Origin of the sequence: Butyricicoccus sp. AM32-19, from assembly GCF_003480365.1 — a bacterium.
Classification (GTDB): domain Bacteria; phylum Bacillota; class Clostridia; order Oscillospirales; family Butyricicoccaceae; genus Agathobaculum; species Agathobaculum butyriciproducens.
Map to the genome: position 1 here is coordinate 48508 of NZ_QUIX01000004.1, position 21545 is coordinate 70052.

The following is a 21545-nucleotide window of genomic DNA, read 5'->3' on the forward strand; positions in this document are numbered from 1 at the left end:
CGCTCGAAACCACGCTTTCGAGCGAATCTCGAAGAAAAACCGCGTCCTGCGGACACATTTTTTCTTCCCTTGTATAAATCCCGAGATACACAAGGTGAATTGCCGCATAGCGGCAAGAGAGGGGGGGCTGGACCATGCTCCCGGAATTTATGAATTTGCAAAGCAAATTCGATTGAATGCGTGCTGCCGCACGAAGCATAAAAATCGAATATTGCTTTTTCGACAAGCTGAGGCGGACGGTTGTCCGCCTTTTTCTTTTTGCATTTGATGTGGTTTTGCCTTCTCCGTAGGGCAAGAGAAGCCACTCTGGAGTGCCCCGCCCTACGGTACAGGTCTAATCCTATATTATTTAGGTCTATACCGGACCAGAATATAGTCTTCCCCAAGGGTTTCAATGCACCCCCACGGAATAACGCAGTCATTTTTAGAGAACAGCCCGACAATGCCGCTTTGCGCGGGCACGACGAGTGCGGTAATCTGTCCACAGACCGGATCGAACAGCAGATCGCTCACCTCACCCATCCGTGCTCCGTCGCACAGATTGATCACCTCACGGCAGTGCAGCTCGGAAAATCGCATGGTATTCTGCATTTAATCCTCTCCTAACGCGCGGTGCAGGAAGCTTTCTGTGCTCTGCCCTGCCGGACGGTTGAACCGCCCCAGTTCAAACAGGCAGTCCGGGTTTCGTGTAACGGTATTGATGCGCTCCTCGCACCCGAGCGTACACCGGAAGCCCATGCTTTTGAGCAGCGTTTCGCTCTCTTTGGAGCACGCACCGAACGGATAGGTATAGCAGGTCGGCGCGGGCAGTCCGGCGTCCGTGATGAGCGTCTGCGTCTGCTCGGTGTCCTCGCGGAGCAGCGTCTCGTAGCGCGTTTCGTCCTCGCCTCTGCGGCGCAGACAGCCGCGGCGTTCGCCGTACTCGTGCAGGTTCCACGAATGATTCTGCACCTCAAACACATCCTGCATTTCGCGCAGGCGGTCAAGCCGCAAATGCGACCAGTAGGCGTTTTCCTCTCCGTTGTCGGTGAAAAGCGCGGTCTGGCTGCCGATGATGGACACAACCGCCTTCATTCCGCGCTGTTTGAGCAGCGGATAGGCATAAATGTAGTTGTTGTAGTAGCCGTCATCGAAGGTGATCATCACCGGCTTCTCCGGCAGGTCTGCACCGTCCTGCACATACGCCAGCAGATCGCTTACCGTTATAGCGGTATACCCCTTCACCTGCAAGGCGTCCAAATCGGCCGCCAAAACCGCCGGCGAGATAACATATTTGCCCTGCCGTGCGCTGTCCTTGAGAATGCTGTGATACATTAGAATCGGTACACGCACGCTGTCCTCCCCGAATACCGGCTGCACCGTGTCGGCACGCTCAAGCAGTCCAATCGCAAAGCATAAAACCAAAACCGTGCATACCGCCTGAAACGCGGTGTGACGAAAACCCAATCGCAAAGAAATCCCCTCCTGTCATAATTTATGCAGCGAAAAAAGATTTCAGCACCCTGCGGTATGCATTTCATGCACTGCCAACCCCGGAGAAACGCCGTAAACCGTATCGTTCATTCTGCATTCTCCATTTTTCATCCTCAATTTTCAACTTTCCTCTTGACATCCCTCCCCCATTGGTGTAAACTATCATAGCATGAATTCACACATCCCGTGATGAAAGCGGTCGGTGATGGGACGCTTGTTCTGTTGCCGCTGTCAGATGATCAGGGATGGAGGAAAAACCAAGGAGGAAAAACAAAATGGCAGTAATTTCTATGAAGCAGCTGCTGGAGGCCGGCGTACACTTCGGCCATCAGACCCGTCGTTGGAACCCGAAAATGGCTACCTACATCTTCACCGAGCGCAATGGTATCTACATCATTGACCTCCAGAAGACTGTAAAGAAGCTCGAGGAAGCATACTTCTTCGTACGCGATATGGCAGCTTCCGGCAAGTCCATCCTGTTTGTCGGCACCAAGAAGCAGGCACAGGACGCAATCAAGGAAGAGGCTGAGCGCTGCGGTCAGTTCTACGTTAACGCACGTTGGCTGGGCGGCATGCTGACCAACTTCAAGACCATGCGTACCCGTATCGCTCGTCTGAACCAGCTGCAGAAGATGCAGGCTGACGGCACTTTCGATCTGCTCCCGAAGAAGGAAGTTATCAAGCTCCAGCTCGAGATCGCTAAGCTCGAGAAGTACCTCGGCGGCGTTAAGGAAATGAAGGAGCTGCCGGGCGCTCTGTTCGTAGTTGACTCCCGCAAGGAGAAGAACGCGATCGCAGAAGCACGCAAGTTGGGCATTCCGATCGTTGCAATCGTTGATACCAACTGCGATCCGGACGAGATCGACTACGTTATCCCGGGCAACGACGACGCTATCCGCGCTATCAAGCTGATCTCCCAGACCATGGCTAACGCTGTTCTGGAAGGCAAGCAGGGCGAGCAGCTCGAGGTTGAGGCTAAGGCTGACGCAAAGGCTGAGTAATTCATAACTCAATATAACATTCAGTGAGTTGTTCGTAGGGCGCGACGACCCGGCGCGCCGGTGTTCGTTGTGCCCTACGTTTTTTCATCGTAAAATCATAAATTGGAGGAATAATAAAATGGCTTTTACCGCTGCTGACGTAAAGAAGCTCCGCGAAATGACCAGCGTAGGCATGATGGACTGCAAGAAGGCACTGACCGAGGCCGACGGCGACTTCGACAAGGCTATCGAGCTGCTCCGTGAGAAGGGCCTGGCTAAGGCTGCTAAGAAGGCAGACCGCATCGCTGCTGAGGGTCTGGTCAAGGCTACCGTATGTGATGAGTGCGGCGTAGGCGCAATCATCGAGGTAAACTCCGAGACCGACTTCGTTGCTAAGAACGCTGACTTCCAGCAGTTCGTTGCCGACGTTGCTAACGTTGTTATCAAGGACGCTCCGGCTGACGTTGAGGCTCTCAAGGCTTGCAAGATGGGCGAAGGCACCGTTCAGGACGCTCTGCAGGAGAAGGTTCTGACCATCGGCGAGAACCTGCAGATCCGTCGTTTCGAGCGTTTCGACGACTCCACCGTTAACGTTGCTTACAACCACATGGGCGGCGTAATCGGCGTTCTGGTTGGTCTGGAAGTTTCCGAGGGTCTGAAGGACAACGCTACGGTTAAGGAGCTGGGCAAGGACATCGGCATGCAGGCTGCTGCTATGAACCCGTCCTTCCTGGACAAGTCCGACGTTGACGAGGCTACCCTCGCAAAGGAGAAGGAGATCCTCCTGATCCAGGCTCTCGAGGAGAACAAGACCGCTGCTAAGCCGAAGCCGGAGCAGATCATCCACAAGATGGTAGACGGCCGTATCGGCAAGTACTACGAGGAGAACTGCCTCCTGCAGCAGGCTTTCGTTAAGGAGAACAAGGTTTCCGTTGAGGCTCACATTAAGGCTGTTGCCAAGGAGCTGGGCGGCGAGATCAAGCTCGTAAAGTGCGTTCGTTTCGAGAAGGGCGAGGGCATCGAGAAGAAGGTTGACGACTTCGCAGCAGAAGTTGCTTCCATGGCTAAGTAATCTCGTTACAAAACGATAGATCAAGGACTTCCGGTTTTACCGGAGGTCCTTTTTATTTGCAGAAAGCAATGTAGAAAATCTCTTTTCGTCAGTCAGGGTCAGATCAGTCAGAATCATTCTCCATTCTCAATTTTGTTTCTGCTCTGCTGTTCTCTGCTATGCTCTGCTGTTCTCTGCTATGCTCTGCTCTTCTGTTCTGTCCTCTGCTCTTCTCTGCTCTGTGTACTTTCTGGACGAGAAATGCCGTTTTCCGGACGAGAAATCGCGTTTTCCGGGCGAGAAAAAACGACGGGCATGAGAATAAGCCCTGTTGATGCGGAATGACAGGGCTGTGGCGCGGTTTGCGTTCTTATCTATACCGCGGATTGTGATAAAAATTGACCATGAATGGTCAACTCCGGGAATATTTTTCGGTGTACACAATCTTTTCCGTAGGGTGTGCCACGGTGAATTGCGGCAAATCCGCAAGAGAAGGTGCCCTGAGGTACGACCTCGGCACACCATTTGTAAATTCATCTGCACCGGCTGAACCGTAGGGGCGAACATTGTTCGCCCACGTCCCGTATGATTTTGCGCTGCCCGGGCGCATACTGTGCGCCCCTACGAGGTAACATCGCAAACGACAATAAATCGTTCCAAATAGCCTGTGCAGATTGATTTCGCTATCGAACGAGCGCTCTTTCCTTCGAATTAGGCGCGTGCCTGTTTTGCATTCCTTCGTATATGGCGCGTGCCTAACTTGAGCGTCTGGTGCAGTCCCCTAACCGCACTGCCACATGCGTGCCTGCCCGTTCGGTGGTGGATTCGCTTCCGTTGCGACGGAAGCCACGGTGGTTGAAACAGCCCACCGGGCTGTTTCTAAGAGCCACCTTTCGAATCCACAACCACCTTCCGCCAAAACAGAAAAAGGACATTCCTTTTTGGAATGTCCTTCTGTTTTGGTGGACCTGGGCAGAGCTTAAACGAACAGCGCCCGTTTCGATATTTTCTACATTGTCGATAACCGATGGATCCAGCGGGATCTCAACCGTGTTTTTACTTCCTGCGTAGTTGAATACGACCTTCATGTAGTCCTGACCGTCCGGGTTGTCGTAGACATAGACTGCGATCAAGAAAGTGTCGAATAACTCCGCTTGGTATTTCTTATCGTGGACATCTCCGGCCTGCAACTTTTTCAGCCACCCTACAAGCTGATCTCTGTTGACAGGAATGACGTCAGCTTTTGCCATTGTGATTTTCCGATCGATGTCCGACTGTTCCTTTTCCAACTCCATGAGACGGGCTTTTGTGGTAGGCGTGATGATGCCCTGCTCTATCGCCGCCATGAGATTTTTGATACTGCGCTGCGTGTCCTTCAGCTGGTCCTCCAAAAGCCCGATCCCGCTTGCGCTTTCCTGATGCTGGCTATACTCGACCACGCTGTCGGCAATCCAGTTGATTGTATCATCATCCAGTGTGCGGCGTTTGATTGCTTTTGCTACCTGAAGCTCGATGTCGTCCCGTCGCAGGTTTTTCTTCTCGCAGGTTTTTTCCGTGCGACGCTTCTGGCAGACGTAGTAGTAATGCAGGTTGCCAGAGCGGCTGGTGCCGGAGATGCCGGTCATTGGACTTTTGCAGTGTCCGCAGAACAGCTTGCCGGTAAGCAGATAGTCACCATTGACGCGGTGACGCCCTTGCGGATTCTTCTTCGTGGTGATCACCTCCTGGACCTTGAAGTAAAGCTCGTCGCTGATAATCCTCGGGATGCCGCCCTCTTTGCGGACATCGCCGTAGATATAGATGCCGCGATACCGTTCGTTGGAAAGGATCTTCTGAAAGCTCGACCGCCCCCACGGGCGACCGTACGAGGTCTTGATTCCACGGGCATTCAGGCTGGCCATGATATCAACGAAAGCCTCACCGCAGGAAACGCGAGTGAATATCTCCCGGATAACCGCAGCCTTCGGCTCGTCGATGGCATAGTGCAGCGTTTCGTCCGCTTTATAGCCGTAGGGCAGATGGCCGTTCGCCACCATGCAATTCGCGGCGTTGTCATATAGGCCGCGCTTGATGTCCTCGGCCATGTTCTCGGAATAGAACTGGTTGACATTCATCATCGAGCGGGCGGCGAAGCGTCCAGCCGCAGTATCGTCGAAATCCTCCTCCACATAGAGAACACGAACGCCAAGATCCTGAAGCCGAGCTTCGTTGATCAGAGCCTCCAGCATATTGCGCCCCATGCGGTTAGACTTCCACGCGATTACATAGCGGAACTTCCCTTTTGCAGCGTCAGTCATCATGCGCTGGAAGTCACGGCGCTTGTCGGTGCGGCCGGAAACGGCGCGGTCGGCATAGGTGTCAATGATCCTGATGCCATACTCCGCCGCCAGTTCGTAGCCCTTTTCGAACTGCTGCTCTACGGAAATGTCCTTCTGGTTGTGGCTGCTGTACCGGCCATAGAGAACGCCCGGCTCTTCGATTTCCAGCTTCTTGCCCCGCTTCGGCTTCGCCGGGTGCTTTGCAGGTTTTCTCGGCAACAGCGCCACCCCCTTCTAACGATAGATTTGCAGTAGTAGATATTCAGAATCAGAAACAGATTACAGATACAGTCTCAGATACAGATACAGGTACAGAGACAGTGCGCGCACGATCGCGCGCACACGCACGCGCGCACGCGAGGTATCGGTACGGTATGGATACGGTATAGATACCCTATCCATAGGGTATCGGAATATGGGCTTAAATTAAGCGGACAGCTGTCCCGGTCGCGCAGATATTCATACCGAAAGGTGTGTAGCTTACCCCGACAACGGCATCCGCGCCAAGAGATGCCGCTTGTTGCAACAGGATTTCCGTCGCTCCATCGACACCAGCCTGCCAGCCGCGCTGCACACCCTTGTTCCCGCCGGGCATGACCATGACTTGCGCCGCCGATACGATGCCGAGATATTCGGAGATCGTGCGTCCTTCGACAGATAGTGTGGTCGTGATGATCATAAAATTACCTCCAATTTCCCATCATACAGCAACAAAATGTCGTTGTTTGTCAAAAGTGATTTTATTTCTTTTTGAGCAAAAGCGTGTGCATTTCTGTTACAATCCTTACATACACCACCGGCAAGAATATACGATTGGAGTTGATTAGATGCCTTCGAGCAAAGAAGCAGCCGCAATACTTCGGATTGTGGAAAAACTGGCCCAGGACAGAAAGAGAGAGGCAATCAGCCTTCTTGCCGGTTGGCGAGGTACTGAAGATAGTGAAGAGCCTCCGCTTTCTTCTCGGGAGAAAGTTGGAGAATAAGCGTCGTAAGCGCAATATCCATATCGTCCATAGGTCCGCCCTCTTTCGTGAGGGCGGACAATTCATTTGCGCAGTCCTCGGAAATATCCGACAGCAGATCGATGGGCATATCGTCCACGGCCGTGAGAAGATCTCCCAGAGACATCCCCATAGCTGTGGAAATCTTTTTGAGAGCCGGCAGAGATGGCGTTAGCGGAAGTCCGGTCTTAGGGTTCAAGTTTCTCTCCAGCATGGAAATATAGCCGTTTGACAGACCGCAGATAGCCGCAAACTGGCGCTGCGACAAGTCGTGTTCTTTGCGATATTCCTTCACGAAATCACTGAGCGTCATGAGAATGTCCCCCTAAATTTGTTTAATACATTATACATTGAGGTGCGGCCGGTGTCAATGCGGCTGTGAAATTTATTGAACATTTTTTGTGCAACCCACTTGACACGCTCTTGTGCATAGTGTAGTATGTCTGTGTAATCGGTTGAACACTTCCGTCAACCAAGAAAGGAGGAAACGGCATGGGCTACAAGATTAAGGAACTGCGCGAAGCCATGAAAATGACGCAGGAAGAGCTGGCAGAGAAGAGCGGAGTAAGCCGTGGGACTATTTCTGCCCTCGAAAATGGCATCGACCGAACGACAACCTCGAAGACGCTGGTCAAACTTGCGCAGGCGCTCGATACCACCGTAGACCGTATTTTTTTTACCAAGGGTGTTTAATCGGCTAAACAGTACGTAAGGAGGTGAGCACTTTGCCCGGAAGCGCCAGCCAGGATGACCGCCGAATATCCCTCGAAGGCGAGCTGACCGATGAAATCAAAATCGACACATCGCTGATCCCCGAGCACGTCCGTATGCACCTTGCAGCAAAGACGCTGGAGTGTTTCAAAGCATTTTTAGCTGTTCCCGGCAATGCGGAATGGCTGGACGAACAGGTTGCCACAATGAAAGCGGCCGAGGCCGCAGCAATTCGAAAGGAGTGATGAAGATGGCATATTACCGGACTTGCCCTTACTGCGGCAGTAATAACGACCCCGGCGAGGCCTGTGATTGCCGCGCAGAAACAAAAAAAGAGCCCGCCCCGGCGCAACGGGAACGGACTCAGGCAAATGGATACCCGTACACAGTTTACCAGCCGGGTCGTGCCGCGTCAAGAACAAAGGAGGTGCGACCGTGGCTGAAGAGCTGAGAGAGCTCCGGCTTTCCAAGCAGATACCGGCCAAGGATATGGTCGCGGTGGTACAAGCCATCTACCCCAAGTACGACAAGACCGTTCAAAGCAAGTGCGAGAACGGAGACGCCTACGGCGTGAGCCTGCGGCCAGACGCGATGGCGGCGCTCTACGCGCACTTCGCACCGGAGCTGGCAGAGGGCCGCAAAGCGGTCAAAAAGGACGCGCACCGGCTGACCTGTCGTATTTCGGCAAGGCTCGAAACCGCCGACTACGAGGCGTTGCAACGGCTGATAGAGGCTGAGGGCTACGCCACCACACAGGACTGGCTGACCGCCACCGTCCGCCGCTACATCGCAGAGGCAGGTGAAACCGAATGAACTACGATCTGCCAGACCACCCCGTTATCCAAAACATGGAGCGCACCGGCTACCCGGACGGCAAGGAGCCGACCTTCCCGATTTGCCCCGTCTGTGGTGAAGAGTGCGAGGAAATTTTCAGAGACAAAGATTTGAATATCGTCGGCTGCGATATCTGCATCAAGCAGTCCGACGCATGGGAGGAGCCGGAGTGCTTCCCCGGAAAGGAGCATTGATGAAAGGACTGGTTATCACTACCGAAAACAAGATGCAGGTCAGGGAGTTCGGCGAGCCTGCCTATGAGACCATCGGAAAGGCTGTCGGCGGATGGATCGAGGTCGTACACCCGAAGGGCCTGCCCGATCCGTTCTGCATGGTCGTCAACGAGGAAGGACTGCTGCACGGTCTGCCGCTCAATTTGTTCGGCTGCATTCTCTACGATACCGTGCGCCACGGAAATCCCATTGTCGGAGACATCGTGATTCTCAAAGAAGGCTTCACCACGCCTGGCGAGAGAGACTTTATCGGGCTGGACGAGGACGACGTCAAATTCCTCGGCGCAATGGCCGTCAGTCTGAGCGGCGGCGGCATCAAGTGGGAAAGCGAGGCGCGATAATGGCAAAGTTCTATTTTACCTACGGCACGGACGGTCAGCCGTTTTTCGGCGGCTGGACTGAGGTCGAAGCCCCGGACGCTCACGCGGCCTGTGCCGCATTCCGCGCCTATCACCCCGATAAGACCGAGGGCTTAGTGAATTGCTCCAGCATCTATGACGAGGAGAAGTTCAAGCTGACCGGAATGTACCGGGAAAGCAATTTCGGTTTCCGGTGCCACGAAATCATCACTCTGCGGCGCGAAGCCGCTACCAACTGAAAGGAGCTATCACCATGATTAGAAACCCGAACGACATCCAGGAGGGCGCAAAGAAAATCCGCATGCTGATCGCCGGTTATCCCGGCATCGGAAAATCCACTCTGGCGCTGTCCGCCCCCAATCCCCTGCACATTGACGTCGATTTCGGCATCGACCGCATCGAGCCGCGCTACCGCAAGCCGTACATCCAGCCCCAGAGCTACGACGAGATCCTGGGCGACCTCACCCCGATCAATCTCCAGGACTTTGATACCCTTGTCTTTGACACCGGCGGCAAGCTCATTTCCCTCATGTCCCTGTGGGCTATCAAGAAAGACCCGAAGTATGGCCAGCGCGACGGCAGCCTCTCTCTCAAGGGCTATGGCTTCGTCGGTAAGGAATTCGTCCGACTGATGGACTATTGCTTCTATGAGCTGCAGAAGAACATCGTCATCGTGTTCCACGCCACCGAGGAAAAGGACGGCGACAACACCCGCCTCCGCATCAAGGTCGAGGGCCAGACCAAGAACAATGTCTGGGAGCCTATGGACTTGGGCGGCTTCGTGGAGATTTACGGCAACGACCGCACCATCGGCTTCTCCAACTGCGAGAGATACTTCGCCAAGGGAACGCGCGGCATCTCCGGCATTCGCAAGATTCCCGCACTCGGCCCGACCAGCCCCAACGACTTCCTGACGAAGCTGTTCGCCGAGTACAACGCCAAGGCCACTGCCGAGGTCGAGCAGAACGCTGTTGATCAGGCGGCATACGAGGCCGCGATGGTCGAGGGCTCGGCTATTATCGCAGGCATTGTCGATGCCGACACCGCCAACGCCGCCATGCCGAAATATCAGGCCATTAAGCACGCGCTGACCTCCAACAAGGAGCTGGGCGTCCTCTGGAACAAGAAGGTTAAGGAGTGCGGCCTGTTCTACGATAAGGTGCTGAAAAAGTACACGCCCGCGCCGGCAGCGCCCGGAGAGGAGAAGGGAGCTGAGTAAATGGGACGCTACCTGATGACCCATTCGCTGCTGTCGTCCTGGCTCTACACCATGAAGGGCAACCCCTATGAGGATATGACAACGGAGCGCGACCCGATGGCGGAGTTTATGCTGACGCTGCGCCGGGAGCCGACGCCTACCACCGAGGCCATGCAGAACGGCATCGACTTTGAAGATTTGGTGACGAGCATTATCAACGGCCGCGGCGATCCAAACAATCAGTGGTATGCCGCTGCCGAAAAGGTCGCTCGACGGTGCGCCGGGGGCATCCTCCAGTACAAGGCCAAGAAAGTTGTCGAAGTCGGCGGCGTGAGCCTGCTGCTGTACGGCCGTCTGGACTGCTTGAAAGCCGGGGAAATCATCGACGTCAAGTTCACCAAGAGCTATGACGCTGGAAAATATTTCGGCAGTACCCAGCACCCCACCTACTTTGAGTTGATCCCTGAAGCGCGGCAGTTTACCTACATCGCCAGCAACGGGCGCGATGTATGGCCGGAAACATACTTCCGTGAGGACGCTCCCAGCATCTTCCCTGTCATTTCCGACTTCTTCGACTGGCTCCGGGCGGTGGATCTGATGCAGGTCTATCAGGAGAAGTGGGCTGCATTATGAACGGCAGGCTGAAAGACTGGTCGTTCTCTCGCACCGGCGAAAGCGTCCTGACTATCACAACCCGCGAGAGCTGCAAGAAGCTGTGGGATGCGCTCGGCGATCAGGAGATCACATTCTCCATCAAAAGGCGCGTCATCCCCCGAAGCCTCAACGCGAACAACTACGCATGGTCGCTGATTGAGAAACTGGCCGTCGCAGTGAAGTCGGACAAGGACTCCGTTTACGAGGAAATGCTCCGGCGCTACGGCACTGGCGAGACATACACCGACGAGGCCGGAAACGAGTGCAAGGTGTTGTTCTCCCTGCGGGAGGGCGTCCCTCCCGCGCTGGTGGCGCGGCACTACGCCGAAACCGGCGTCGGTTATGTCGAGGGGAAGAAGTTCATTCATTACCGGGCGATCAAAGGCACCAGCGAATATTCCACGAAAGAAATGAGTGTCTTTCTGGACGGCATCATTTCCGAGTGCCAGGAGGTCGGCATCGAAACCGACACCCCCGAGCAGATTGCCAGATACAAGGAGGAATGGGGTCGATGAGCTATGGCGAAGAACTTATGACTGAAATGCTGATTGCCGAAGCACTCGAGGAGCAAGACCGGAAGGACCAGGTGTGCCGCTTCTATGGAGCTATCGGCGCCAAGGTGTGGATTACCTCGGACGGGAGCAGCATCAGCATTCGCAAGATGGATAGCCGTCATATCCGAAATTGCATCTCAATGCTCAAGGGGAATATGCCGCTTTATGATGAGCCTTTCGATAGGATCGCCTTAAAGTATATCGAACTGTTTGAAGCGGAAATTCAGACAAGATACCCACCCAAAGATGCCTCCGAGGGCTTCTTTGATGAAGAGGAGGACGAATTCATTGCGCAAAGTTTATTGTGACTACTGCGGTCGAGAGACTGAGTATGTCGACAGCAAGGTCATCTACGGCAAGAGCTACGGCAAAATCTATCTCTGCCGGAACTGCATGGCATACGTCGGTGTGCATAAGGGGACGGACAAGCCCCTCGGCCGCCTTGCCAATGCGGAACTGCGGAACTGGAAAAAGGCTACACACGCCGTATTTGACCCTCTGTGGAAGTATGGCCGCTTTCGCGGCCATCGCAACGCGGCCTATGCGTGGCTTGCCCAGAAGATGGGCTTGCCCGTGGAGAAGACCCACATCGGAATGTTTGATGTCGGCCAGTGCCGCAAGGCCATCGAAATCATTGAGAAAGAAACGAAAGGAGATCGTTATGGAAGATACCAAAAAGACCCCCGCTGAGCTGGTCGCTGATCTGATGCTTGACCCCGGCTTTGTCCTCGTTCCGCAGGATCGCTACGAGGAGCTGATCCGCGCTGAAACTGAGCGCGATGTGCTGGAAGCGACCATCAAGGGTGAGAACAGCTACAATGTCGAAAGAGTTCTCGATGCCATTCAGCAGGCGCGCAGTGCGCTGTACCGCATGAAGATGTTGGTGCTGCGAAACGCTGACGAGCCGGAGGCTACGGCCGATGCTGAATAAGATCATCGTCATGGGTCGATTGACCCGCGACCCAGAATTGCGGCGTACGCAGTCCGGCCTTTCTGTTACCAGCTTCTCCGTTGCCTGCGACCGCGATTTCAAAAGCCAGTCCGGGGAAAAGGAAACGGATTTCATCGACATCGTTGCCTGGCGAACTACCGCTGAATTCGTCTGCAAATATTTCAGCAAGGGACGCATGGCGGTCGTCGAGGGGCGGCTGCAGATCCGCGACTGGCAGGACAACAACGGCAACAAGCGCCGATCCGCCGAGATTGTAGCCGACAATGTTTACTTTGGGGATTCCAAACGCGACGGTGACGGAGGCGGCTATCAGCAGGGCGGTTACGCGCCGCAGGGCGGATATCCTCAGCAGAGCCAGGGCTACGGTGCGCCGGGCGGCTCTTATGGCGGCACTGCTCCTGGTGGATATCCTGCCTCTGACTACGGTGACTTTAGTGAAGTCGGCGAGGATGATGGAGAGCTGCCATTCTGAAACGGTCGCCCGGGCAACCGGGCGACAGCCCACCGAAGGAGGTGAACACTATGGCGAGCTATCGGAATATCAGCATGGACTTTTGGACGGACAGCAAGGTCGTCGATGACTTTACGCCCGAGGATCGGTACATCTATCTCTACTGCATGACCAATCCGCACACCAATCTCTGCGGCTGTTACGAGGTCAGCATCAAGCAAATTGCCAACGAGACAGGGTACAACAACGATTCCGTGGAACGCCTGCTGAAACGCCTGGATAGCGCGCACAATGTCATTCGGTACAGCGCGCAGACCAAGGAGCTGCTGATCCTTAACTGGTGTCGATACAACTGGTCGACGTCCGAAAAGCTCAACAAGCCGCTGCTGGGCGAGATTCGCAAGGTCAAGAACGATCGTTTCCGTGAGTACCTGGCAGCGCGCTACAACGAGCGCTCTACCGTAACGGCGCAGTATAACGCTGCAGAAGATGGCCACCCCGAGGTCCCCCGCCATAAGCACGGCGCGCATGGATGGGTGCGGCTCACCGAAGAGGAGTACGCCCGGCTGATCGACGACCTCGGCGAAGAAGAGTTGACGCGCTGCATCGACTACATAGACGAGTCCGCTCAAATGCACGGCAACAAGAACAAGTGGCGCGACTGGAATCTTGTCATTCGGAAGTGCAGCCGTGAACGCTGGGGCATCCGTGCCGGCAACGGCAGCCGACCGAGCGCCAGCGGGAGTGCTATGGACGACCTGCAGCAGCTCCACCAGATGTACGCCAGCGAGGAAAGCCTATGACGCACAAGGAAATGAGCGAGATATTCGCCGTGATGCTCCTTGCCTATCCGAATGCAGAGGTTTTCAAGGGCGGCATCGCAAAGCTCGGCCCCACCATCAATCTGTGGGTGACCTGCTTGCCGGAGATCGACTTCTGGACGGGGCAGCAGGCTGTTGTAAAGTTGGTGCGCGAGTGTAAATTCCCGCCGACTATCGCAGAATTCAAGGAAAAAGCCGAAAAGGTGCAGGCCGAAGTGAGGGCGCGGATTGACCAGGCGTGGAATTACCTCAAGCTCGATATGGACTTTGGGAAAACACCAGAGGAGGCTGTGGCAAGATTGTCGGAGGGAACGGATATCAGGCGCGTCATTGAGGCTATGGGTGGCCCCTCTCGGTTGATTGCAACAGGAGAGCGCACCTTTGGCGACGGCACCGTAAAGACATACGAGTATTACAACTACGACGGTTTCAAGTCCGCATATGAAACGATCATCCGGCAGACAAGCGCGCTCAACAGCGGACCGCGCAAAGCGGTCGGGCCGGGCATGAAGCAGATAGGAGGGAAAACATGAAACGAAGAAGAAAAAGGAGGGCTTCGCCGGCGCCGCTTATCTGCCTGCTCGCAGTTTTAGCCTGCATCGTGGCTCTCCGCATCAGTGTCAGCGAGGAAACCGCAGCGTCGGCACAAATGACCGGCAAGTTAGAAAACCCAGCAACGACAGCGCCTGTCAGGCTTTTAGAGGTAGAAAAGACCGAGGCTGAGCAAGTTACCTGGGCCGAAGATCGCCCCGCCCGTGCAGCTCGGTATGTCAACATCGAAATGACTGACGAGGAGCTGGCAGAACTGGCTGCGGTCGTATTCCTCGAAGCCGGCAATCAGAGCGCCGAGGGGCAGCAGGCCGTTGTCGAAGTCGTTTTCAACCGCGTGCTGCACTCCGCTTTCCCGGGCACAGTACACGATGTGCTGCACCAAGGAGAGGGAGGCGATGTTCCACAGTTCTCCACCATCTACGCGGTCAGCACCGCGACGCCGACGCAAGCGCAGTATGACGCCATCAACGGCGCTCTGTATGGAGATACGATCCTTGACGCCGACGTGGTTTTCTTCTCCCGCAACGGAGAGAACGACCGCGTATGGGGGCAGATCGGAGATCACATCTTCTGCCGCGAATACATCTGGAGGTAACGAGCATGACGCGAAAGAGATTTCGGCAAGCCTGTGGCATCATCGCCGCGCTCGGCTTCCTCCTGGTCCTCGGAACTGCTGGTGCCAGCGATTGCGACCTTATCCCTATGAGCCAGATACTCCGGCAAGGCTGCATCGGACTGGGAATGTTCGCCAGCGGGCTATGGCTGGGAGGGTATCTCTCATGACTGTGAAGAAAGACCCGAAGCGCCAGCTGCTCGGCAAGATCGCAAAAGCCCGCGGTAAGCAGTTTGAGAGCCGCATCGACGATTCCTTTGCCTACTACGCACAGAAAGGCTTTGCGATCATCGAAAAGACGCCGGAGCCGATGCACCCCACGAAAAATCTCGGCAACGGCAAGTTCATCGCCTACTACGAAAAGCAGGCCCAGCCGGACTATAAAGGCACCATCAAGGGCGGCAGGACGGTCATGTTCGAGGCGAAATTCACCGCCGCCGACCGAATGGAGCAGAGCCGCGTCCTCCAGAGCCAGCAGGACTATATGGACAGGCATCAGGCGCTTGGCGCTCGCTGCTTTGTCATCGCCGGTTTCAGCTCCGGCATGGTCTATTGCGTCCCCTGGGACATCTGGAAGACCATGAAAGACCACTTCGGCCGCAAGTATGTGACGGAGGCCGACTTGGAGAAATATCAAGTGCAGACGGCGTGGAATGGCACGCTGCTCCTGCTCAACTGAATTGAAAGGAGTTACCACCATGAGCGAAATTTCCATGTATGAAGCCCAAAAGAAGAAGATGCAGGGCCTGTGCGATGAGCACGATCTCGTCTATCGCTTTGAAAAAGACAGATACCCCATCATCTTTACCATCAAGCCCGTACAGGGCATGGACGCACAGATTTCCATGCTGGAGAACGTCGAGGAGGTCGGCTACCGCAGCCCCGACGCCTCCATGTCCTGGATCTTCGAGGACGGCGGTCTGGACACGAAGGTAACGGGCGGCACCTTTACCATCAGCAAGACGCTCCGCACCAAGATCGAGTCCATTCTGGTGAAGATGATTACCTACTGGCAGCAGTATTTCTTCCGCGATGTGCTGGAAAAGAACGCATTGCGCAGCGGCCTCATGCCGGTCATTGACGAGGACGAGGCTGGCGATACCGACGAGGAGCCGGAGGACGAGGGGGATATGCAGGGCGAGGATGGCCCCGAGGTTGACCTGGACGACCCCGACATTCAGCAGGCCATTACCATTGTTCGGGCAGAGAATAAAGCGACTGTGGGGCTGTTGCAACGCCGTATGAGCGTTGGCTACGCAAAGGCTGCGCGTCTGATTGACGCACTGGAGGAACTGGGTGTCGTCGGTCCGTATAACGGCTCCGATGGCCGCGAGGTCCTCCCTACCGACGAGCCTGACGACACGGAAGGCGGTGAAGATTGATGCCGACCGTAAATGCCAATAAGCATACCGCGCACGATCTGCAGCTCGCCGGTCAGATGCGCCGCGAGGATTACAAGACAATCAAGCACATGGACAAGGCGACGCTTGCGGCCTACCTCAGCCGCGTGTGGAAACGCGGGTATGACGCCGGGTATCAAGCCGCCGTTAAGTCAGTCGCTCCGCAGCTGCGCGAAGCCGCAGAACTGAAAGCAGCGGACAAGGAGGGCTAAGTCATGGGAAACGCCCTGCGGCACGTCAGAGGGGAAAGTCAGAAGAATATCGTTCGCTTCATAGAAGGGCTGAGCGGGAAGCATTCCCGCTGGGACATCTGGCAGGACTTCATCATCATGTCGGCCATCGCAATCGCCAACACGATGGGAGGCCCGCAGGCCAAGGCCAGGGAAGAAATGTACCGCAGCCGCGCAGAGAAGTATTCCGCTAAGGAGCTGGAAGTCTTTGCAGATATGTTGCTTGAGGTCGTAGCCGAATTGGAGCGCGATCCCGAGCAGGACTTCCTCGGCGAGCTTTTTATGGCACTCGGCCTCGGAAACGAATGGAAAGGACAGTTCTTCACTCCGTACAGTGTCTGCAGGGCGATGTCCGCGATGACCTATGCGCCTGATATGACGGCGCGGATAGAAAAGCAGGGCTGGGTGTCCGTGAACGACCCCGCCTGCGGAGCCGGTGCGCTGCTGCTCGCATTCGCCAATGAGTGCCGGAGACAGCATATCAACTATCAGACCTCGGTGCTGTTCGTGGCGCAGGACATAGATTTCCTCGCCGGGTGTATGTGCTACATCCAACTGAGCTTGCTCGGCTGCCCCGGCTATGTTGTCATTGACGACTCGCTCCTGCGCCCGTCCGTCAGCTACGACGCCCGCGGTCTGCTGCCAAAGGACGGCCCGCAGGTCTGGTACACACCGATGTATTTCCGCGATGTCTGGCACTACCGCCGCATCGGGGCGCAAATGGATATCCTGTTTCGGAACGCGGCAGAGCAGGTACCGGCAGAGCCGCCGGCGCCTGCCGCGCCGCCGGAACAATCTCAACCGCTGGCGGAAACGAAAACCGGCCAGCTCACTCTATTTTGATGGGAGGGAATGGAATGCGGCAGCCGCCGCCTCTCGGGAGCCGGACATGGAAGCCCGAGGAAGAAGATTATTTGATGGAAAAGTGGGGGCAGATTTCTGTTCCGGCCATCGCAAAGAAACTCAATCGCACCACAAACGCCGTCAAGGTCAGAGCTCAGCGTCTGGGTTTAGGCGCGGTATTGATGGCTGGCGAGTATGTCACTCTAAATCAACTCCTGCTGGCGGTGAACGGAGGAAGCAGCTCCTACGGCTACAAGATGAAAAGCTGGGTCGAAAATCGCGGATTGCCCGTCCACACGAAAAAGGTCAACCGCTGCAGCTTTCGGGTGGTCTACATTGAGGAGTTCTGGGAGTGGGCCGAGCGATACCGCAGCTTCATCGACTTTTCCAAGATGGAGCCGTTGGCGCTCGGCGAGGAGCCGGACTGGGTAGCCGAACAGCGCAAGAAAGACTTTGAGGCATACGCCATTCAGAGGAAAGACCCGTGGGGAGAGGACGAGGACTCTCGGCTGAAGATGCTGCTCAGTAAGCACAGGTACTCATGGGCAGAAATTTCCGAGATGATGCATCGTTCTCACGGTGCGATCGCGCGCCGTTGCCGTGACCTCGGCATCAAGGACCGCCCCGTTTCGATGGAGCTGACCGGCAAGCGTGGCACATGGACCAGCGAGGATTTTGAAATACTGGCAGACGGCATCCGCCACGGCGACAGCTACGCTGCCATAGGCAAGGCGGTCGGCCGTTCCGAAAAGTGCGTCCGATCCAAGGTCTACAACGATTATCTGACCGAAAACGCCGACAAGGTGCGGGAAATGCTCGGTGATGGCTCGTGGGGGCACGGTGCGCCGGAAATGGACGTCCGTCATGGCTTCTATATCTCCCGCACCCGCCATCAGGTCAGGCGCGACCTATCCGCGCTGGCAACGGTCCTTCGTAAGCGCATGAACGATCTCGGCTATGATCCTTACTGGCAGCGGTTTATGTGCATGAATTGGGACGACATTGGCGGATGCTCCGCAGGGTGTACGGATTGCGACAGCTGCACAGCATTCCGGCGTATTCAGCCTCAGTATTGCGCACGGTGCGGCGGCACCTTCTACGAGCGCAAGGAAAACCGCTTCTGCGCGGCCTGCCGCACCGCGAGGAAGAAGCAGGCCCAGCGGCACTGGTGCCGCGTGAACGGCATGAGCCGAAAATAATAAACTGTCCCAGCCGAGGGGAAAAGCTCGGCGCATGAAAGGAGCAATTCATGGCAAAGAAAAATTTGAATGACCGCTGCCCGCTGCAGGACGAATGCGAGCGCAAATGCGAATACAAATTCCGCGAGTTGGAGTGTGACTATTACGCCAACAACGGCGTCGGCGAGGATCGTACCATCCCAGACCAGGAGGAAAGGCGCGACGAAGCCGAGCGGAAAGCCTATGAGGAGCAGTACGAAGCCGACCTCGCTGGCGTCGAGGACGATGACGAACCTACGGCTCAACCCGCAAAAGGCGTAATTACTTACATCTCCGTCAAGGAGCTGCATCCGCATCCCGACAATCCTCGAAAGGATGTTGGCGATGTGACCGAGCTGGCCGAAAGCATCAAGGTCAACGGCGTCCTCCAAAATCTGACCGTTGTCCCGAACATGGTCACCGGTGAGATCAGCGGCGATACCTGGCAGCGTGGGTATAAGGTCATCATCGGACACCGCCGACTTGCTGCGGCAAAGTTGGCCGGGCTTGAAACCCTTCCTTGTGTTGTGGTGAATATGTCCGAGCGCGAGCAGCTGAGTACCATGCTCACCGAAAATATGCAGCGGTCGGATCTGACCGTTTACGAGCAGGCGCAGGGCTTCCAGATGATGCTTGACATGGGCGATACCGTCGAGGACATCGCGGAAAAGTCCGGCTTTTCCGCTACCACCGTCCGGCGCCGTGTGAAGCTCCTGGAGTTGGATAAGGACAAATTCAAGAAGTCCGAGGAGCGCGGCGTCACCCTTTTCGAGTACATGGAGCTGGACAAGTTGAAGAGCCCGGAGCGCAAGAATGAAATGCTTGATTACATCGGCACCGAGAACTTCAAGTACAAGCTGAAACAGGCTATCGATGCCGAGGCCACAGCCGAGCGCAAGGCGAAATGGGTGGAGCTGTTGAGTGCTTTTGCTACGCAGGTGGAGAGCCGCACGGGATATAGGACGGTCAAAAGTGACTATGTCAGCAGCAAGATTGAGATGGAACGCCCCGATGACGCTGATACCGTTGAATACTTCTTCTGCATTGAAAAGTGGGGCTATATCGCGCTGATGGTCAAGGACGAGCCTACTGCTGCCACGCCAGAAGAGGAGGCGAAGAGGCGCGAGGAGCAGATGAAACAGGAGCGAAAGGACGCCGCAGCAAAGGCGCTGTCCGAAGCAACCGCCCGCGCCTATGAGCTTCGCGCCGACTTCGTGGCTACCGTTTCCGCAGCCGCCATCAAAAAGCGCCTTGCGGATGTCGTGGCGCTGTGGGCTTACGCTGAATACCGAGATGATACCAACTGGCTAACCGAAGAGGAAATTATGCAGGCTACTGGCGTTGGACCATTTGCCGAAGATGACGAGGACGGCGAGGACGATGCCGCATTTACGCTCCAGGCCGTGACCGACGCGATCGGCAAGACGCCTGAAAAGGCGCTCTTGCGAATGATCTATGCGCGCCTGGGCGACGGAAAGTCCGAGGGCTATTTCCGCAGCTACTGGAACAGCTACACCATGAAGCACGAGGAGAATGAGAAGCTGGATCGCATCTATGCTCTGCTCGTCAAGCTGGGCTACGAGATGTCCGACGATGAAAAGGCGCTCCAGGACGGAACACATGAGCTGTTCAACGAGGAGGCAGAGTGATGAACTGCACTATTCTGCAAGGCGACGCGCTGGAGCTGCTGCGGACGCTGCCGCCAGAAAGCGTACATACCTGCGTGACCTCCCCACCCTACTATAATTTGCGAGATTACGGAGTGGAGGGGCAGATCGGAAACGAGGGCAGCGTGGAGGAATACCTGCAGGCGCTTGTCGCTGTATTCCGTGAAGTCCGGCGGGTGCTGCATCCGAATGGAACACTGTGGGTGAACGTGGGCGATAGCTATGCTACCAATTCGGGAAACCAGCCGCCGACGAACACCCGCAATTCCTGCGGACACACCGCAAAGCGCGTACCGCAGGGGTACAAGAAAAAAGACCTGATCGGCATACCTTGGCAGTTGGCATTTGCCCTCCGCGCAGACGGTTGGTATTTGCGGCAAGACATCATTTGGCAGAAACCGAACTGTATGCCGGAGAGCGTAAATGACCGATGCACGAAGTCACATGAGTACATCTTCCTGCTGTCAAAGTCAGCGCACTATTATTTCAACGCGGCGGCAATCAGTGAACCAGTCACATCGGCCAAAGGAAACGCAAGGACGTTTCGCGGCGGCGGAGCCTATACCGGCGGTCGATCTCACGACAACAGCGCACAGGTGGAGCGTGAGAGCCACGGGAACGCTGAAAACAAGACGGGGCGCAGGAGCAAGCGGAGCGTCTGGAGCGTAAGCACAAACGGATTTCGCAGCGCACACTTCGCCGTGTTCCCGGAAAAGCTGATTGAGCCGTGTATTTTAGCGGGTTGCCCAGAGGGCGGCGTTGTACTTGACCCATTTGCGGGCAGCGGCACAGCAGGCGTGGTGGCCAAACGCATGGGGCGCGGTTTTGTGGGATGTGAGATCGTTCCCTCGTATGTAGAAATGGCCGCCAGAAGAATAGCGGAGGTGGAGCGGAATGAGTAAAGCCGTGCTTATCAGCATTCGCCCCAAGTGGGTGGAGAAGATCGCCAGCGGTGAAAAGACCATCGAAGTCAGAAAGACCAGACCAAATTTGCCGACGCCGTTTAAGGCCTATATCTATTGCTCACAGGGCAACGACGCACGCAGACTGCGCGGCTCATGGGGCAAGGTCATTGGGGAGTTTACCTGTGACCGGATTTACAAGATTGACAAGGATAGTACGGATTTTCTTTTTAAGGCCGGGGGCCTATCCGTTTACAAGCAAGCTGCCGAAAAAAAGTGTGGCCTGTGTGTGGCTATGACAGACGATGAGTTGCACGGCTATCTTGGCCATTGCCAGGGCTACGGCTGGCATATCTCCGACCTGCGCATCTACGACGAGGCGCGCGAACTGAGCGAGTTTACCGGATTACGCAATACGAGATTCGGCGCAGCGCCATATGACATCAAGCGCCCGCCTCAGAGCTGGTGCTATGTGCTGGAGGATTATCATGCTTGAAATATGCCCCATGGCATTAAAAAAGGCCAGCGCCT

Annotated in this window: 31 protein-coding genes; 26 read left to right on the forward strand and 5 right to left on the reverse strand. The window is 55.7% G+C overall.

Annotation, left to right across the window (positions count from 1 at the left end):
- Window positions 1-345: 345 nt before the first annotated feature.
- Both DW806_RS05135 and DW806_RS05140 read right to left on the reverse strand, forming a co-directional pair.
- Window positions 346-591: a YlmC/YmxH family sporulation protein gene (locus DW806_RS05135; RefSeq protein WP_110436514.1), complete on the reverse strand. Its 246-nt coding sequence runs from the start codon at window positions 589-591 to the stop codon at window positions 346-348.
- Window positions 592-1452, reverse strand: a complete 861-nt coding sequence (locus tag DW806_RS05140) for a polysaccharide deacetylase family protein (protein WP_147358076.1) — start codon at window positions 1450-1452, stop codon at window positions 592-594.
- Window positions 1453-1748: 296 nt separating this feature from the next.
- Here DW806_RS05140 and rpsB point away from each other — a divergent pair, with 296 nt between their 5' ends.
- Together rpsB and tsf are read left to right on the forward strand one after the other, a co-directional pair.
- Window positions 1749-2474 (forward strand): 30S ribosomal protein S2, encoded by a 726-nt coding sequence (rpsB, locus tag DW806_RS05145; protein WP_110436512.1) that lies wholly within the window; start codon window positions 1749-1751, stop codon window positions 2472-2474.
- Between the two features lie 118 nt (window positions 2475-2592).
- A complete protein-coding gene (gene tsf, locus DW806_RS05150; protein WP_118729328.1) occupies window positions 2593-3525 on the forward strand; it encodes a translation elongation factor Ts in 933 nt (310 codons plus the stop codon).
- Between the two features lie 734 nt (window positions 3526-4259).
- Here tsf and DW806_RS05155 read toward each other — a convergent pair.
- From DW806_RS05155 to DW806_RS05165, 3 genes are all read right to left on the reverse strand, one after another.
- The gene (locus tag DW806_RS05155; RefSeq protein ID WP_118729329.1) at window positions 4260-6041 is read right to left on the reverse strand and encodes a recombinase family protein; all 1782 of its coding nucleotides are present in this window, start codon (window positions 6039-6041) and stop codon (window positions 4260-4262) included.
- Between the two features lie 202 nt (window positions 6042-6243).
- Window positions 6244-6501: a heavy metal-binding domain-containing protein gene (locus DW806_RS05160; RefSeq protein ID WP_118729330.1), complete on the reverse strand. Its 258-nt coding sequence runs from the start codon at window positions 6499-6501 to the stop codon at window positions 6244-6246.
- A gap of 224 nt (window positions 6502-6725) precedes the next feature.
- A complete protein-coding gene (locus DW806_RS05165; RefSeq protein WP_118358667.1) occupies window positions 6726-7136 on the reverse strand; it encodes a helix-turn-helix domain-containing protein in 411 nt (136 codons plus the stop codon).
- 179 nt (window positions 7137-7315) lie between these two features.
- Between DW806_RS05165 and DW806_RS05170 the strand changes: the two genes are divergently transcribed.
- The 24 genes from DW806_RS05170 (at window position 7316) to DW806_RS05295 (ending at window position 21510) form a co-directional block, all read left to right on the forward strand.
- Window positions 7316-7516, forward strand: coding sequence for a helix-turn-helix transcriptional regulator (locus DW806_RS05170; RefSeq protein ID WP_118358666.1), 201 nt, complete (start codon window positions 7316-7318; stop codon window positions 7514-7516).
- A gap of 32 nt (window positions 7517-7548) precedes the next feature.
- Window positions 7549-7779, forward strand: coding sequence for a hypothetical protein (locus tag DW806_RS05175; RefSeq protein ID WP_118358664.1), 231 nt, complete (start codon window positions 7549-7551; stop codon window positions 7777-7779).
- A gap of 190 nt (window positions 7780-7969) precedes the next feature.
- Window positions 7970-8347, forward strand: a complete 378-nt coding sequence (locus DW806_RS05185; RefSeq protein WP_147358078.1) for a hypothetical protein — start codon at window positions 7970-7972, stop codon at window positions 8345-8347.
- Window positions 8344-8562 (forward strand): hypothetical protein, encoded by a 219-nt coding sequence (locus DW806_RS05190; RefSeq protein ID WP_118729333.1) that lies wholly within the window; start codon window positions 8344-8346, stop codon window positions 8560-8562. The genes DW806_RS05185 and DW806_RS05190 overlap by 4 nt, the downstream gene beginning before the upstream one ends.
- The gene (locus tag DW806_RS05195) at window positions 8562-8942 is read left to right on the forward strand and encodes a DUF3846 domain-containing protein (RefSeq protein WP_158578301.1); all 381 of its coding nucleotides are present in this window, start codon (window positions 8562-8564) and stop codon (window positions 8940-8942) included. The genes DW806_RS05190 and DW806_RS05195 overlap by 1 nt, the downstream gene beginning before the upstream one ends.
- Window positions 8942-9199, forward strand: coding sequence for a hypothetical protein (locus DW806_RS05200; RefSeq protein WP_118358654.1), 258 nt, complete (start codon window positions 8942-8944; stop codon window positions 9197-9199). Before DW806_RS05195 ends, DW806_RS05200 begins: the two co-directional genes overlap by 1 nt.
- A gap of 14 nt (window positions 9200-9213) precedes the next feature.
- On the forward strand, window positions 9214-10179 hold the full coding sequence (locus tag DW806_RS05205; RefSeq protein WP_118729335.1) for an ATP-binding protein: 966 nt from the start codon (window positions 9214-9216) through the stop codon (window positions 10177-10179).
- Entirely contained in the window at window positions 10180-10791 is a 612-nt protein-coding gene (locus tag DW806_RS05210; RefSeq protein ID WP_118358650.1) for a hypothetical protein, read from the forward strand. It begins immediately after the preceding gene.
- Entirely contained in the window at window positions 10776-11327 is a 552-nt protein-coding gene (locus tag DW806_RS05215) for a hypothetical protein (RefSeq protein WP_147358079.1), read from the forward strand. The genes DW806_RS05210 and DW806_RS05215 overlap by 16 nt, the downstream gene beginning before the upstream one ends.
- A complete protein-coding gene (locus tag DW806_RS05220; RefSeq protein WP_118729337.1) occupies window positions 11324-11674 on the forward strand; it encodes a hypothetical protein in 351 nt (116 codons plus the stop codon). Before DW806_RS05215 ends, DW806_RS05220 begins: the two co-directional genes overlap by 4 nt.
- The gene (locus DW806_RS05225; protein WP_118729338.1) at window positions 11655-12056 is read left to right on the forward strand and encodes a DUF3268 family zinc-finger domain-containing protein; all 402 of its coding nucleotides are present in this window, start codon (window positions 11655-11657) and stop codon (window positions 12054-12056) included. Before DW806_RS05220 ends, DW806_RS05225 begins: the two co-directional genes overlap by 20 nt.
- A complete protein-coding gene (locus DW806_RS05230) occupies window positions 12028-12297 on the forward strand; it encodes a hypothetical protein (protein ID WP_118729339.1) in 270 nt (89 codons plus the stop codon). Before DW806_RS05225 ends, DW806_RS05230 begins: the two co-directional genes overlap by 29 nt.
- Entirely contained in the window at window positions 12287-12790 is a 504-nt protein-coding gene (locus tag DW806_RS05235) for a single-stranded DNA-binding protein (RefSeq protein WP_118729340.1), read from the forward strand. The genes DW806_RS05230 and DW806_RS05235 overlap by 11 nt, the downstream gene beginning before the upstream one ends.
- Before the next feature lie 50 nt (window positions 12791-12840).
- Complete coding sequence (locus DW806_RS05240) at window positions 12841-13572, forward strand: hypothetical protein (protein ID WP_118729341.1); 732 nt, start codon at window positions 12841-12843, stop codon at window positions 13570-13572.
- Complete coding sequence (locus DW806_RS05245; RefSeq protein WP_118729342.1) at window positions 13569-14123, forward strand: replicative helicase loader/inhibitor; 555 nt, start codon at window positions 13569-13571, stop codon at window positions 14121-14123. The genes DW806_RS05240 and DW806_RS05245 overlap by 4 nt, the downstream gene beginning before the upstream one ends.
- On the forward strand, window positions 14120-14737 hold the full coding sequence (locus DW806_RS05250) for a cell wall hydrolase (protein ID WP_118729343.1): 618 nt from the start codon (window positions 14120-14122) through the stop codon (window positions 14735-14737). Before DW806_RS05245 ends, DW806_RS05250 begins: the two co-directional genes overlap by 4 nt.
- A gap of 184 nt (window positions 14738-14921) precedes the next feature.
- The gene (locus DW806_RS05260) at window positions 14922-15434 is read left to right on the forward strand and encodes a Holliday junction resolvase RecU (protein ID WP_118729345.1); all 513 of its coding nucleotides are present in this window, start codon (window positions 14922-14924) and stop codon (window positions 15432-15434) included.
- Between the two features lie 19 nt (window positions 15435-15453).
- A complete protein-coding gene (locus DW806_RS15880) occupies window positions 15454-16137 on the forward strand; it encodes a DNA translocase FtsK (protein WP_279036567.1) in 684 nt (227 codons plus the stop codon).
- Window positions 16137-16367 carry a hypothetical protein gene (locus tag DW806_RS05270; RefSeq protein WP_118729347.1) on the forward strand — a complete coding sequence of 77 codons (231 nt, stop codon included), beginning with the start codon at window positions 16137-16139 and terminating at the stop codon, window positions 16365-16367. The genes DW806_RS15880 and DW806_RS05270 overlap by 1 nt, the downstream gene beginning before the upstream one ends.
- Window positions 16368-16370: 3 nt before the next feature.
- A complete protein-coding gene (locus DW806_RS05275; protein WP_118729348.1) occupies window positions 16371-17228 on the forward strand; it encodes an N-6 DNA methylase in 858 nt (285 codons plus the stop codon).
- A gap of 14 nt (window positions 17229-17242) precedes the next feature.
- Window positions 17243-18427, forward strand: coding sequence for a hypothetical protein (locus tag DW806_RS05280; protein ID WP_118729349.1), 1185 nt, complete (start codon window positions 17243-17245; stop codon window positions 18425-18427).
- 50 nt (window positions 18428-18477) lie between these two features.
- Window positions 18478-20094, forward strand: coding sequence for a ParB/RepB/Spo0J family partition protein (locus DW806_RS05285; protein WP_118729350.1), 1617 nt, complete (start codon window positions 18478-18480; stop codon window positions 20092-20094).
- Window positions 20094-21014 carry a DNA-methyltransferase gene (locus DW806_RS05290; RefSeq protein WP_118729351.1) on the forward strand — a complete coding sequence of 307 codons (921 nt, stop codon included), beginning with the start codon at window positions 20094-20096 and terminating at the stop codon, window positions 21012-21014. The genes DW806_RS05285 and DW806_RS05290 overlap by 1 nt, the downstream gene beginning before the upstream one ends.
- On the forward strand, window positions 21007-21510 hold the full coding sequence (locus tag DW806_RS05295; RefSeq protein ID WP_118729352.1) for an ASCH domain-containing protein: 504 nt from the start codon (window positions 21007-21009) through the stop codon (window positions 21508-21510). Before DW806_RS05290 ends, DW806_RS05295 begins: the two co-directional genes overlap by 8 nt.
- Window positions 21511-21545 lie beyond the last annotated feature (35 nt).